Origin of the sequence: Streptomyces sp. NPDC019890 (genome assembly GCF_044903445.1) — a bacterium.
GTDB lineage: Bacteria > Actinomycetota > Actinomycetes > Streptomycetales > Streptomycetaceae > Streptomyces.
Map to the genome: position 1 here is coordinate 155203 of NZ_JBJDQK010000007.1, position 13663 is coordinate 168865.

The window sequence follows — 13663 nt, forward strand, 5'->3', positions numbered from 1 at the left end:
CATCCCGAACCGGGGCTCCGCCCCGGACCCCACGCCTCAATCGCCGGCGGGGCTTGTTTTCGGGGTGAGGAAAGCAAAAGGGCCCGAGCCGTCGCCCGGGCCCCCTTGCGTCGACGCGTTACACCTTGCGCAGACGGAACGTCAGCGACAGGCCCTCGTCCGTGAACGGGTCACCGAAGCCCTCCGCCGCCGCGTCCCGGCCGAACTCCGTCGCCAGGACCTCGTCGGCGATCAGACCCGCGTGCTCCGTCAGCGCCTCCGTCGTGGACGGGTCCGTCGCCGACCAGGTCACCGCGATCCGGTCCGCCACGTCCAGGCCGCTGTTCTTGCGGGCCTCCTGGATCAGGCGGATCGCGTCACGCGCCAGGCCCGCGAGCCGCAGCTCCGGCGTGATCTCCAGGTCGAGTGCGACCGTCGCGCCCGAGTCGGAGGCCACCGACCAGCCCTCGCGCGGGGTCTCGGTGATGATGACCTCCTCCGGGGAGAGGGTGACGGGCGAGCCGTCGACCTCGACGGAAGCAGTCCCCTCGCGCAGAGCCAGGGAGAGCGCCGCGGCATCCGCCTCGGCGACCGCCTTGGCCACCGCCTGGACGCCCTTGCCGAAGCGCTTGCCCAGCGCGCGGAAATTCGCCTTCGCCGTCGTGTCGACCAGCGAGCCGCCGACCTCGGAGAGCGAGGCGAGGGACGAGACGTTCAGCTCCTCGGTGATCTGCGCCTGCAACTCGGGGGAGAGCGACTCGAAGCCCGCGGCGGCGACCAGCGCCCGAGACAGTGGCTGGCGGGTCTTGACCCCGGACTCCGCGCGGGTGGCGCGGCCCAGCTCCACCAGTCGGCGGACCAGGGCCATCTGGGAGGAGAGGGTGGGGTCGATGGCGTCCAGGTCGGCCGCCGGCCAGGTCGACAGATGCACCGACTCGGGCGCGTCCGGTGTCACCGGGACGATCAGGTCCTGCCAGACCCGCTCCGTGATGAACGGGGTCAGCGGGGCCATGAGTCGGGTCACCGTCTCGATGACGTCGTGCAGCGTGCGCAGCGCGGCCGGGTCGCCCTGCCAGAAGCGGCGGCGCGAGCGGCGTACGTACCAGTTGGACAGGTCGTCGACGAAGGCCGACAGCAGCTTTCCGGCGCGCTGGGTGTCGTACCCCTCCAGCGCCTGGGTCGTCTGGTCCACCAGCGCGCCCAGCTCGCTCAGCAGCCAGCGGTCCAGGACCGAGCGCTCGGCCGGAGCCGGATCGGCCGCGGACGGCGCCCAGTTGGACGTGCGCGCGTACAGAGCCTGGAAGGCCACCGTGTTCCAGTACGTGAGGAGGGTCTTGCGCACGACCTCCTGGATCGTGCCGTGGCCCACCCTGCGAGCCGCCCACGGCGAACCGCCCGCCGCCATGAACCAGCGGACCGCGTCGGCGCCGTGCTGGTCCATCAGCGGGATCGGCTGAAGGATGTTCCCCAGGTGCTTGGACATCTTGCGGCCGTCCTCGGCGAGGATGTGGCCCAGACAGACCACGTTCTCGTACGAGGACTTGTCGAAGACGAGCGTGCCCACGGCCATCAGCGTGTAGAACCACCCGCGCGTCTGGTCGATGGCCTCCGAGATGAACTGCGCCGGGTAGCGCTTCTCGAAGATCTCCTTGTTCTTGTACGGATAGCCCCACTGCGCGAACGGCATCGAGCCCGAGTCGTACCAGGCGTCGATGACCTCAGGCACGCGCGTCGCCGTGCCGGAGCACTGCGGGCACGGGAAGGTGACCTCGTCGATGAACGGGCGGTGCGGGTCCAGCGCCGACTGGTCCTCGCCCGTCAGCTCGCCGAGCTCGGCGCGCGAGCCGACGACGGTGAGGTGGTTCTCCTCACAGCGCCAGATCGGCAGCGGCGTGCCCCAGTAGCGGTTGCGGGAGAGCGCCCAGTCGACGTTGTTGTTCAGCCAGTCACCGAAGCGGCCGTGCTTGACCGAGTCCGGGAACCAGTTGGTGTTCTCGTTCTCCTCGAGGAGCCGGTCCTTGATCGCGGTGGTGCGGATGTACCAGGACGGCTGCGCGTAGTAGAGCAGCGCGGTGTGGCAGCGCCAGCAGTGCGGATAGCTGTGCTCGTACGGGACGTGCCTGAAGAGCAGTCCGCGGGCCTGCAGATCGTCCACGAGCGCCTCGTCGGCCTTCTTGAAGAAGACGCCGCCGACCAGGGGGACGTCCTCCTCGAAGGTGCCGTCGGGGCGGACCGGGTTCACGACCGGGAGGCCGTACGCACGGCAGACCTTGAGGTCGTCCTCACCGAAGGCGGGGGACTGGTGGACCAGACCGGTGCCGTCCTCGGTCGTCACATACTCGGCGTTGACGACGTAGTGCGCTTCCGAAGGGAAGTCGACCAGGGCGAAGGGACGGTGGTACGTCCAGCGCTCCATCTCGGCGCCCGTGAAGGACTGCCCGGTGGTCTCCCAGCCTTCACCCAGCGCCTTCTCGAGCAGCGGCTCGGCGACGACCAGCTTTTCCTCGCCGTTCGTCGCGACGACGTAGGTGACCTCGGGGTGCGCGGCCACCGCGGTGTTGGAGACCAGCGTCCAGGGAGTCGTCGTCCAGACGAGCAGCGCGGCCTCGCCCGCGAGCGGGCCGGAGGTCAGCGGGAAGCGGACGAAGACGGAGGGGTCCACGACCGTCTCGTAGCCCTGCGCCAGCTCATGGTCCGAGAGGCCGGTGCCGCAGCGCGGGCACCAAGGGGCGACGCGGTGGTCCTGGACAAGGAGGCCCTTGTTGAAGATCTCCTTCAGCGACCACCACACCGACTCGATGTACTCGGGGTCCATCGTGCGGTACGCGTCGTCGAGGTCGACCCAGTAGCCCATGCGGGTCGTGAGCTCGGCGAACGCGTCCGTGTGGCGGGTCACCGACTCACGGCACTTGGCGTTGAACTCGGCGATGCCGTACGCCTCGATGTCCTTCTTGCCGGCGAAGCCGAGCTCCTTCTCGACGGCGAGCTCGACCGGCAGGCCGTGGCAGTCCCAGCCGGCCTTGCGGGCGACGTGGTAGCCGCGCATCGTGCGGAAGCGCGGAAAGACGTCCTTGAAGACGCGGGCCTCGATGTGATGGGCGCCGGGCATGCCGTTGGCGGTCGGCGGGCCTTCGTAGAAGACCCACTCGGGACGGCCCTCGGACTGCTCGAGGCTCTTGGCGAAGACCTTGCTGTCGCGCCAGAAGTCGAGCACGGCGTGCTCGAGCGCGGGCAGGTCGACCTGGGCGGGCACCTGGCGGTACTGCGGTGGTGTCATCGAGGAGCTCCTCCAACGGACAGGTCATTCGTTCCGTCGGAGGGACGAGAGCCTGTGCTCCCGCGGTACCACCCTCCTTGGCCCGCCGACCGTGACCGGTGAGCCCCCTCATTGGGGTCGCGAAGCCGGTTCTACTCGCCTTGCGGCTTTCTTCCGGCGGCTCAGGGGTGATGCTTCACATCGCGCTCGCCCCCGGGCTCTCACCGTCCCCGGGTCGCTCATGGCTGCCTACGACGCTACTCGTCCCCATCCACGCCTTTCGCTGCGCCCAGTGTACGGGCCCGTACCGGGGTCGGCCGACCGTATTTCCCCGTGCCGTCCACGGGCTCGCCCGCGAGGTGCTCGTTGACCCGAATGGCGATACGCGCCGCGGCGGAGTCCGGCTGAGCCCCGGGGGCGGATTACGGGGCGGGGAGCTGGGCACAACGGATGCAGGTTCGCCTTGTCGCAGGCCGGGGCGGACCGATGCGGCGGCGTGCCCCGTTTGCCGCGGGGCTTGGGTCGATTTATCGTCCCAGCACGATTCGCGCGCAAGATCACAATATGTGAAGGGGCCGCGGCATGGTGGCGAAGAAGACCGCCGAGAAGACGGCGTCCGCAAGATCCACCGCCGCGAAGAAGGCGGCGGCAAAGAAGTCGGTGACCAAGAAAGCGGCCACCAATAAGGCGGCGGCGACGAAGGCGTCAGCTGCGACGGCGACGGTGAAACGGGTGTCGGCGGTCGCGGCACCTGCCACGAAGAAGGCCCCCGCGACGAAGAAGGCCCCCGCGACGAAGAAGGCCCCTGCGACGAAGAAGGCGACCCCGACGAAGACCACCACGGCAAAGACGACTGCCCCGAAGAAGGCCGCGGCGAAGAAGGCCGCCACCGAAAAGACAACCGCCACCAAGAAGAGGGCGACGGCCGCAACCGCGGACCGTACGCCGCCGGTGAAGAAGGCACCTGCGAAGAAGGCCGTGGCCAAGAAGGCCGCGAAGAAGGCCGCGACCGCGGCCAAGGGGGCGGCCCAGGCCGCACAGCAGACAGGAGCCAGGACGGTGGGAGCGAAGAAGACCGCGGGCACGTCAGCCGCAGCCGGCAAGGGTGCGGCCACGGTGCCCACGATCACTACAGCCGCCGCGACATCGCCCGGCGGGCTCGCGGTGCGGCCCGGCGAGGACCCGTGGACCCCCGAGGAGGTGGCCGAGGCGCGTGCCGAGCTGGAGAGCGAGGCGGCCCGGCTGACACTCGAGATCAGCTCGTCGGAGGAGTCCCTGGCCGGGCTGATGCGGGACTCCGGGGACGGCGCCGGGGACGACGACGCCGACACCGGGACCAAGAACATCACGCGCGAGCACGAGCTGGCGCTCGCCGCCAACGCCCGGGACATGCTGGAGCAGACCGAGCGGGCACTGCTGCGGCTGGACGCCGGGACGTACGGGCTCTGCGAGGTCTGCGGGAACCCGATCGGCAAGGCCCGTATGCAGGCTTTCCCGCGCGCCACCCTCTGCGTCGAGGACAAGCAGAAGCAGGAACGGCGGGGCTGACTCCGTACGCGTGTGCCGTACCCTCGTGCTCAGTCAGGCACCTAGGTTGAGGGACTCACGTGGCAGAGGCGGAGCGCACCATCGGTACGTCGGATTCAGCGGGAGCCGACGAGGCTGCGGAGCCCGCTGAGCAGCCCAGGCGCAGGCGCAAGATCGCCGTGCTGTTCGGCGTGGCGGCCGTGGCGTACCTGATCGACCTCGTCAGCAAGATGATCGTGGTGGCCAAGCTGGAGCACCACGAGCCCATCGAGATCATCGGCGATCTGCTGAAGTTCTCGGCGGTACGGAACGCGGGCGCCGCGTTCGGCATCGGCGAGGCCTTCACCGTGATCTTCACGGTCATCGCGGCGGCGGTGATCATTGTGATCGCCCGGCTGGCGCGCAAGCTCTACAGCCTGCCCTGGGCGATCGCCCTCGGGTTGCTGCTCGGCGGTGCGCTCGGCAATCTCACCGACCGGATCTTCCGTGCGCCGGGCGTCTTCAAGGGCGCGGTCGTCGACTTCATCGCGCCCGCGCACTTCGCCGTCTTCAACCTCGCCGACTCCGCGATCGTCTGCGGCGGCTTTCTGATTGTGATCCTGTCCTTCAAGGGGCTGGACCCCGACGGGACAGTCCACAAGGACTGACAAGGCATACTCAACGGGTGAGTACGCTTCCCGAGATCCGCACCCTGCCCGTACCCGACGGCCTCGAGGGCGAGCGCGTCGACGCCGCCATCAGCCGGATGTTCGGGTTCTCCCGTACGAAGGCGGCCGAATTGGCCGCCGCCGGGAAGGTACAGGTCGACGGCTCGGTGGTCGGAAAATCCGAGCGGGTGCGCGGCGGGGCGTGGCTCGAGGTCGAGATGCCGCAGGCACCCGCGCCGGTGCAGATCGTGGCCGAGCCCGTCGAGGGCATGGAGATCGTGCACGACGACGAGGACATCGTCGTGATCGTGAAGCCGGTCGGGGTGGCCGCGCATCCGAGCCCCGGCTGGAGCGGTACGACCGTGATCGGCGGTCTCGCGGCCGCGGGGTACCGGATCTCCACCTCGGGCGCGGCGGAGCGGCAGGGGATCGTGCACCGGCTGGACGTCGGTACGTCCGGGCTGATGGTCGTCGCCAAGTCGGAGCGGGCGTACACCCTGCTGAAGGCGCAGTTCCGGGACCGGGTCGTGGACAAGCGGTACCACGCGCTGGTGCAGGGGCATCCGGACCCGATGAGCGGGACGATCGACGCGCCGATCGGACGGCACCCGAACCACGACTACAAGTGGGCGGTGACGGCGGAGGGCAAGCCGTCGGTCACGCACTACGACCTGATCGAGGCGTTCCGGGCGGCGTCGCTGCTGGACATCAAGCTGGAGACGGGGCGTACGCACCAGATCCGGGTGCACATGGCGGCGCACCGGCATCCCTGCGTGGGCGATCTGACGTACGGCGCGGACCCGACGATGGCGAAGCGCCTCGGGCTGACCAGGCAGTGGCTGCACGCGGTGCGGCTGGGCTTCGAGCATCCGTCGGACGGGCAGTGGGTGGAGTTCGAGAGCTCGTACCCGGAGGACTTGCAGCTGGCCCTGGACAAGATCGCGGCGGAGAGCGCGTGAGTGTCTTCGAGGTACGGGTGGCGGTGGGCCCGGCGGACCGGGAGGCCTGCTTCGCCGTACGGAAGGAAGTCTTCGTCGTCGAGCAGCAGGTGCCGGCGGAGATCGAGTACGACGCGTTCGACGAGGTGGACGCGGACACGGTGCACGTGCTGGCGGTCGGCGCGGACGGGCTGCCGCTGGGAACGGGCCGCCTGCTGTACGGCCCGGCCGCGGCGGACCGCACCGGCGACGACCCGTCGGTGGGCTCGCTGGGCCGCCTCGCGGTGAGCAGGGCGGCACGGGGCCTGGGGGTGGGCGTGGCGCTGGTCCGGGCGATCGAGGAGGCCGCGCGCGAGCGGGGCCTGGCGGCGGTGGACCTGCATGCGCAGACGCATGCGACGGGGTTCTACGAGCGGCTGGGGTACGTGGCGTACGGGGCGGAGTTCCTGGACGCGGGGATCGGGCACAGGGCAATGCGGCGGGCGCTGTAGCGCGGCCGCGGGGGCGTGGTCGCGACTCGGCCCGGTAGGCCCCGGCTCCTCCACGCGCCCAGGGGCGGAACGTCCCGAGGTGGCGCCGGGTGTGCGCCCGCTGTCGTGATCACCGCCGTTGCGTGACGCGGGAGTTGGACGGCGGGTACATCACGTCGTCTCATGACCCGCACGGTGCCCGCGCCTCAGCAGAACCGGAAGTCCTCTCGCGCGATAGACATCCGATGGCTGTTCAGGATCGTGAATCAGAGGTCTCTGCCGGAGGAGGTGTTGGGATGATTACGGCGTTTTGCGTGGCAGGCTGGAAGGCCTGACCGTGGAGGTCTCAAACCGCCGGAGGGCGCACCGTGGACCAATTGGCGCTGCTGTTCGCGCTGTTGCTCGGGGCCGTGGTGACGGTGCCCCTGGGGGAGCGGCTCAAGCTGCCCGCACCCGTGCTGATGACGCTGGCCGGGATCGTGCTGGCCTTTGTGCCGGCCGTGCCGAATGTCGACGTGCCGCCCGAGTTCATCCTGCCGCTGTTGCTGCCGCCCCTGCTGTACGCATCCGTGCAGCGCACCTCCTGGCGGCAGTTCACCGCCAACATCCGGCCGATCCTGCTGCTCGCCGTCGCGCTGGTATTCGTGACGACGGCGGCGGTGGCGGCCGTCGCCAACGCGATCGTTCCCGGGGTGCCGATCGCCGCGGCGGTCGCGCTCGGCGCGCTGGTCGCGCCGCCCGACCCGGTGGCCGCGACCGCCGTCGCCGGGTCGCTCGGACTGCCGCGACGGCTGGTCTCGATCCTGGAGGGGGAAGGGCTGTTCAACGATGTCACCGCGATCGTGCTCTACCACGTGGCGATCGCGGCGGCGGTGAGCGGGACGTTCTCCTGGCCCGCAGCGGCGGGTGAACTGGTGCTGTCGGCCGTGGTGGCCGTCGCGGTCGGGCTGGCGCTCGGCTGGCTCTCCAACAAGCTGATGGGCCTCCTCGGCGATGCGACCCTGCAGATCGGCCTGTCGCTGATGGTGCCGTTCGGCAGCTACGTACTGGCCGAGGAGCTGAAAGGGTCGGGTGTTCTCGCCGTCCTCACGACCGGGCTCTTCCTGGCCGAGCACGCGGCCGACGCCGACGACGTGATGGGGCGGCTCGCCGGGAACACCTTCTGGCAGATCGTCGACACCCTCGTGACCGGAGTCGCGTTCGGGCTCATCGGCCTCGAACTGCACAACGTCTTCGGTACGGCCGACGGTCGCGAGACGCAGATGCTGGGGTGGGGCGCGGCGATCACCGGGGTTGTCGTGGTCGTACGGCTGCTGTGGCTGATGCCCGCGACCTGGCTCGCCAAGCGGCTGCACACCCTGCGGGACTACGACGAGGAAATCCCCGTCAGCTGGCGGGAGACCGTCGTCATGTGGTGGGCGGGGATGCGAGGGGTGGTATCGGTCGCTCTGGCGCTCGCGATCCCGCTGAAGACGGACAGCGGGGCGGGCTTTCCCGCCCGGGACGAGATCATCTTCATCGCCTTCGCGGTCATCCTGGCCACGCTCGTCCTCCAGGGGCTGACGCTGCCCTGGCTGGTCCGGCGGCTCCGCGTCCGTGCGGACGCGGACGCCGAACGCGAACTGGAGCGGCGCCTGGCACTGCGCGCCGCGAAGGCGGCCAAGCACCGGCTGCGGGAGATCGAGGCGGTGGAGGACCTGCCGGAGGACATCAGCGAACGGCTGCTGCGCAGGGCGTACGACATCGGGGTGCGGATCAGCCCGGACATCATGGACGAGGAGCGGCGCGAGTGGTTCACCAAGCGCGTGGACCGGATGAGGACGGTACAGCGGATCCAGCGGGAGATGCTGTCGGCGGCACGGCACGAGGTCCTCTCGGCCCGCAACGAACCGGGCGCGGACCCCGAAGTCGTGGACCGGGTGCTGCGGCACCTGGACGTCCACAGCCTGCGATGACGATGTGTCAGCCGCGGCCCGTGCGGGCCCGGGTGTCGCCCTCGTGGGTCTCGTCCCGCGGGGGCGGGACGGACGCGCCGTCACGAGCGGCCGGGGACGTCGCGACCCGCGGCAGCGCGTAGGGATGCTTCTCGTACAGCCAGGCGATCATCTGCTCCCGTACGGCACATCGCGCCGTCCAGAGGTCGTCCGCATCCTTCGCCGTCACCACGGCCCGCACCAGAATCGTGGTCGGCGTCGTCTCCGTGACCGCCAGACTCCAGTCCCGGCCGTCCCATGCAGCGCAGTCCCGCAGGATCTCCGGCAGCTTCTCGCGCATCAGACCCACCGGAGCCGAGTGGTCCAGATGGAAGAAGACCGTCCCGGTCATCTGCACCCCGCCGCGCGACCAGTTCTCGAACGGCTTGCCGGTGAAGTACGACACAGGCATCGTGATCCGGCGCTCGTCCCAGGTCCGTACGGTGAGGAAGGTGAGCGTGACCTCCTCGACCACACCCCACTCGCCGTCCACGACCACCGTGTCGCCGATCCGCACCATGTCGCCGAACGCGATCTGGAAGCCGGCGAAGAGATTGCCGAGTGTGGACTGCGCGGCGACACCGGCGACGATGCCGATGATGCCCGCGGAGGCCAGCATCGAGGCGCCGAGCTTCTCCATGCCGGGGAAGGTCAGCAGCATCGCCGCGGCCGCCACCACCACGACGATCGCGGTGACGATCCGCATGATCAGCGTGACCTGCGTGCGCACCCGCCGCACCCGGGCCGGGTCGCGGGTCGACGACGCATAACGGGCGTACGAGGACTCGACGACGGCGGACACGTTCCGGGTCACCAGCCAGGCCCCGGCGCCGATCAGCACCAGCGACAGCACATGGCCGATGCCCGCCTCGTGCACCTCGATGGGCTGCCAGCCGGTTTCCCGGAAGCTCCCTCTCAGCAGCGCGGTGAGCAGCACCACCTGGAAGGGCAGCCGGCAGCGGCGCAGCAGCCCCCACAGCGGGGTCTCGGGGTGGCGGTCGTCCACTCGCCGCAACAGCAGGTCAAGGACCCAGCCGAGCAGCAGCGTGAGCACGACCGAACCACCGAGGACGATCAACGGGCGCAGTACGTTCTCCATGACTCCGACGCTAACTGGACTTCGACGTCAACTGGCAGGATGACCGAATGAACATCATGCTCTTCCATTCGGTCTACGGTCTGCGCCCGGCCGTGCACGCGGCAGCCGACCGGCTGCGCGAAGCCGGGCACCAGGTTCACGTTCCCGACCTCTTCGAGGGACAAACCGTCGAAAGTGTCGAAGAGGGCAGGGAACTCAAGGACAAGATCGGCAATGAGGAGCTGCTGCGCCGGGCGATCCTGGCCGCCGCGCCGTACTCGGACCGGGGTCTGGTGTACGCGGGCTTCTCGCTCGGCGGCTCGATCGCACAGAACCTCGCGCTGGGCGACGAGAAGGCACGCGGGCTGCTGCTTCTGCACGGCACGTCCGACATCGCGGAGGGTGCGGGCGTGGACGAGCTGCCCGTACAGCTGCATGTCGCCGATCCCGACCCCTTCGAGCCGCACGACTGGCTGAGCGCCTGGTATCTGCAGATGCAGCGGGCGGGCGCGGATGTGGAGATCTACCGCTACCCGGGCGCCGGGCATCTGTACACCGACCCCGAGCTGCCCGACTACGACGAGGCGGCCGCCGAGCAGACCTGGCGGGTGGCGCTGGGCTTCCTGTCGACGCTCCAGGAGAACTGAGAGGGGTGGCTGCCCGCCGCGGGTGCGGCGGGCAGCCTGGCGTCAGCCGGCCCGGTAGGCGGTCCAGCTGTCCTTCATCCGCTGCACCTGGCCCGCGGTGAACTGGTACATGCACGGGTCGTACGTGTAGTCCATGAAGTTGTGGATCGGGTCCACGCCGGTCTTGTTGGCGCAGCTGTCACGGCCGGTCGGGCAGGCCGTCGCCGCGGTCTTCTCGGCCGGGGTGTCCGAGACATAGTCGCCGTTGCCGGAGCAGCCGCCCTGGAAGGTGTGGTACAGCCCCATCCAGTGGCCGACCTCGTGGGTCGCGGTGTCGCCCTCGTTGTAGTTGGTCGCGGAACCGCCGGGCAGCGAGGTGTCGAGGACGACCACACCGTCGTCGGACGGGTCGGAGGCGTACGAGGACGGGAAGGTGGCCCAGCCGAGCAGACCGCCGCCCAGGCTGGCGGTGTAGAAGTTGAGCGCGCCGGCGCCGCCCTTGCGCAGCGTGGACTTCATGGCCGTCTCGGCGGAGGAGCCGGGCTGGATGCCGTTGTACCAGGTGGCGTTGTCCGTGTAGTCCGTGCCGGCCAGCGAGAACTGGAAGCTCGAGTTGGTGTTGCCGGTGCCCTGGCCGGCGTAGGCCGCGTTGAGGACCGAGATCTGCTTGGAGATGTCGGTGGCGGTGAGCTTGCCGGTCGAACCGCTGTGGATGACGTGGAAGTAGACCGGGATCGTGGTCGTGGCGGCGGCGGAGAATCTGCGGCCGTCGGCCCGGGCCGCTTCGACTCTCTTCTTCAAATCCGCGTCCATGGCCTTGGCCTTGGCGTCGGTGACCTCGTTGGGCTCGTGGGCCTGGGTGCCGCCGACGGGGCGGGACTTGCGGGCGGCGGCGCTCGTGCCGGTGTCCCCCGCGCACTCATTGGCGGCGGACGTGGCGGCGGTTGCCTTGGTGGCGGGTGCCTTGGCGGCGGCGCCCGCGGGGGCGGAGAGCGGTGAGAGGGCCAGGGTTCCGGCCATGATTGCCGTGCCGATTACGCGGTTGCGCAAACGCGGCGATATACGGGCAAAAGTACGCACAGGATCTCCTCGCGTGGGGGTGTGGGGGAGGGCCTTTTTCTGGCCACCGCGGGGAGATTACGGGTGCATGACATGGCTGGATGAGAGCTGATCAAGCCCAATTGACTCGCGTAGACCGGGGTGCATCAGGGATGAAATCGCCTGCGCCGCCCGAGGGGTGAGACGCTCACGTAACAAGTGGGGCTGGAGCGACGGGTGGTGTGTCCGCATTCATGGTGCGGATCACGCCACCCGTCGCGGCGATGTGATCGTGAGTTAACACATCGCGGAGTGGCTGGAATTCGCCGTTGGGGCGGGTGTCAGCGCACCGGCTGATTCACCCGCTCGACCTTCTGCGTTCCGCTGAGCGTCCGGTAGGAGCGGCTCCACTTGGTGGTCGCGTCCTGCTTCGTCTTGTCGGAGATGACGTAGTAGTCCATCTGGGAGTGCTCGGCGGTGATGTCGAGCACGCCGTAGCCGTGGTTGTCCATGTCCAGCCACTTCACATGGCGGTTGGCCGCCTTGACGGCCGTCTCTGCCACCAGCGAGAGAGTGTTGGGCGCGACATGGAGGATGTCGTCCAGGTTGTCGGACGTCACCGACGTCACGACGAACTCGGTCGCCGCGGACTGCGACAGCGGATACGTCGCCGCCTTGACCGGCACATCGTTCGCCCACGCCATGTGGATGTCGCCGGTGAGGAAGACGGTGTTCTTGATGCCGCGCTGGGTGAGGTGCGCCAGCAGCTCCTTGCGGTCGTCCGTGTAGCCGTCCCACTGGTCGACGTTGATCGCGAGGCCCTCCTTGGGCAGGCCGAGCAACTCCGCGATCGGCTCCAGGAGATGGGCGGGCAGCGAGCCGAACGCCACCGGCGAGATCATCACCGACGTGCCGACGAGCTTCCAGGACGCGTCCGATCCGGCGAGACCGGCCTTCAGCCAGTCCAGCTGTGCGCGGCCGGTGATCGTGCGCTCCGGGTCGTCGACGCTGCCGTTGCCGATCGTCGACTGCTGCGAGCGGAAGGAGCGCAGGTCCAGCAGGTGCAGATCGGCGAGCTTGCCGAAGCGGAGCCGGCGGTAGACCGTGCCCTCGGTGGAGGCGCGTACGGGCATCCACTCGAAGTAGGCCTGGCGCGCGGCCGCGGCGCGCGCGGCCCAGTCGCCCTCGGTGCCCGGCGTGTGGTTCTCGGCCCCGCCCGACCAGGTGTCGTTCGCGAACTCGTGGTCGTCCCAGATCGCGATCACCGGGTGCGTGGCGTGCAGCGCCTGCAGATCGGCGTCCGTCTTGTAGGTGGCGTGCCGCGTGCGGTAGTCGGCGAGCGTGATGATCTCGTTCTTCGGGGAGTGCTGCCGTACGACGTACTTGGGCTCGGGGTAGCCGCCGGTCGCGTACTCGTAGATGTAGTCGCCGAGATGGAGAATCGCGTCCAGGTCGGCACGGGCGGCGAGATGCCGGTACGACGAGAAGTAGCCGGACTCCCAGTTGGCGCAGGAGACCACGCCGAAGCGGACGCCGGGCGTTGCGGCGTCGGTGGCGGGGGCGGTGCGGGTGCGGCCGACGGGGGAGACGCTCGCGCCGGCGGTGAAGCGGAAGTAATAGACGGTTGCCTGGCGCAGGCCCCTTACATCCACCTTGACGGTGTGGTCGGAGGCGGCCTTCGACGTCGTGCTGCCGCGGGCGACGATGCGGGCGAAGCCCTTGTCCTCCGCGACCTCCCAACTCACCGCGGTGTCCGGGCCCTTGCCGGAGCCCGGCACGGCGTCGGGCGTGGGGGTGATACGCGTCCACAGCAGCACGCCGTCGGGCAACGGGTCGCCGGAGGCTATGCCGTGCAGAAAGGCGGGGGCCTCCTCGGCGGAGGCGGCGGAGGCGGTGGTGGCGACCGCGAGGGCGGGCGCGGCGACGACAGCGGTGGCGGCGGCGGCCTTGACGACCGTGCGGCGACTGGGAGTTGACGAGAATCGACTGGTCACGGCCGATCAGACTACTGACCGGTAAACCGAATGCGCGGGCGAACGGGGAAAGTTCGCCTACCCATCGGTAACGGTCAACCGGCCCGTTCCCTGCCGTCCGCCCGCGGCCCCGGGAGGGGCTGGGACGCGGACCGGGT

General features: G+C 69.6%; 11 protein-coding genes. 6 read left to right on the forward strand and 5 right to left on the reverse strand.

What is annotated here, in order from left to right; all coding sequences use genetic code 11:
• Positions 1–118: 118 nt before the first annotated feature.
• The gene (ileS, locus tag ACI2LP_RS20675) at positions 119–3256 is read right to left on the reverse strand and encodes an isoleucine--tRNA ligase (RefSeq protein WP_404725942.1); all 3138 of its coding nucleotides are present in this window, start codon (positions 3254–3256) and stop codon (positions 119–121) included.
• A 536-nt stretch (positions 3257–3792) separates the two neighbouring features.
• Positions 3793–4143 (reverse strand): hypothetical protein, encoded by a 351-nt coding sequence (locus tag ACI2LP_RS20680; protein ID WP_404725943.1) that lies wholly within the window; start codon positions 4141–4143, stop codon positions 3793–3795.
• 43 nt (positions 4144–4186) lie between these two features.
• On the opposite strand from ACI2LP_RS20680, the gene ACI2LP_RS20685 reads away from it, so the two are divergent.
• From ACI2LP_RS20685 to ACI2LP_RS20705, 5 genes are all read left to right on the forward strand, one after another.
• On the forward strand, positions 4187–4783 hold the full coding sequence (locus ACI2LP_RS20685; RefSeq protein WP_404725944.1) for a TraR/DksA family transcriptional regulator: 597 nt from the start codon (positions 4187–4189) through the stop codon (positions 4781–4783).
• Positions 4784–4842: 59 nt separating this feature from the next.
• On the forward strand, positions 4843–5409 hold the full coding sequence (gene lspA, locus ACI2LP_RS20690; protein ID WP_404725945.1) for a signal peptidase II: 567 nt from the start codon (positions 4843–4845) through the stop codon (positions 5407–5409).
• A gap of 17 nt (positions 5410–5426) precedes the next feature.
• Positions 5427–6368 carry an RluA family pseudouridine synthase gene (locus tag ACI2LP_RS20695; RefSeq protein ID WP_404725946.1) on the forward strand — a complete coding sequence of 314 codons (942 nt, stop codon included), beginning with the start codon at positions 5427–5429 and terminating at the stop codon, positions 6366–6368.
• Positions 6365–6838, forward strand: coding sequence for a GNAT family N-acetyltransferase (locus ACI2LP_RS20700; RefSeq protein ID WP_404725947.1), 474 nt, complete (start codon positions 6365–6367; stop codon positions 6836–6838). Before ACI2LP_RS20695 ends, ACI2LP_RS20700 begins: the two co-directional genes overlap by 4 nt.
• 347 nt (positions 6839–7185) lie before the next feature.
• Entirely contained in the window at positions 7186–8772 is a 1587-nt protein-coding gene (locus ACI2LP_RS20705; RefSeq protein ID WP_404725948.1) for a Na+/H+ antiporter, read from the forward strand.
• 7 nt (positions 8773–8779) lie between these two features.
• On the opposite strand, the gene ACI2LP_RS20710 is transcribed toward ACI2LP_RS20705, so the two are convergent.
• Positions 8780–9889: a mechanosensitive ion channel family protein gene (locus ACI2LP_RS20710; RefSeq protein WP_404725949.1), complete on the reverse strand. Its 1110-nt coding sequence runs from the start codon at positions 9887–9889 to the stop codon at positions 8780–8782.
• A gap of 47 nt (positions 9890–9936) precedes the next feature.
• On the opposite strand from ACI2LP_RS20710, the gene ACI2LP_RS20715 reads away from it, so the two are divergent.
• On the forward strand, positions 9937–10515 hold the full coding sequence (locus tag ACI2LP_RS20715; protein WP_404725950.1) for a dienelactone hydrolase family protein: 579 nt from the start codon (positions 9937–9939) through the stop codon (positions 10513–10515).
• Positions 10516–10557: 42 nt separating this feature from the next.
• On the opposite strand, the gene ACI2LP_RS20720 is transcribed toward ACI2LP_RS20715, so the two are convergent.
• Together ACI2LP_RS20720 and ACI2LP_RS20725 are read right to left on the reverse strand one after the other, a co-directional pair.
• Complete coding sequence (locus ACI2LP_RS20720) at positions 10558–11514, reverse strand: zinc metalloprotease (protein ID WP_404726213.1); 957 nt, start codon at positions 11512–11514, stop codon at positions 10558–10560.
• A 359-nt stretch (positions 11515–11873) separates the two neighbouring features.
• Positions 11874–13526: an alkaline phosphatase D family protein gene (locus ACI2LP_RS20725; protein ID WP_404725951.1), complete on the reverse strand. Its 1653-nt coding sequence runs from the start codon at positions 13524–13526 to the stop codon at positions 11874–11876.
• Positions 13527–13663: the final 137 nt, after the last annotated feature.

Bases quoted from the DNA above. Each gene is read 5' to 3' on its own strand.
- ACI2LP_RS20720 (WP_404726213.1), bottom strand. From the start codon at position 11,514: ATGGCCGGAACCCTGGCCCTCTCACCGCTCTCCGCCCCCGCGGGCGCC.
- ACI2LP_RS20715 (WP_404725950.1), top strand. From the start codon at position 9,937: ATGAACATCATGCTCTTCCATTCGGTCTACGGTCTGCGCCCGGCCGTG.
- ileS (WP_404725942.1), bottom strand. From the start codon at position 3,256: ATGACACCACCGCAGTACCGCCAGGTGCCCGCCCAGGTCGACCTGCCC.
- ACI2LP_RS20710 (WP_404725949.1), bottom strand. From the start codon at position 9,889: ATGGAGAACGTACTGCGCCCGTTGATCGTCCTCGGTGGTTCGGTCGTG.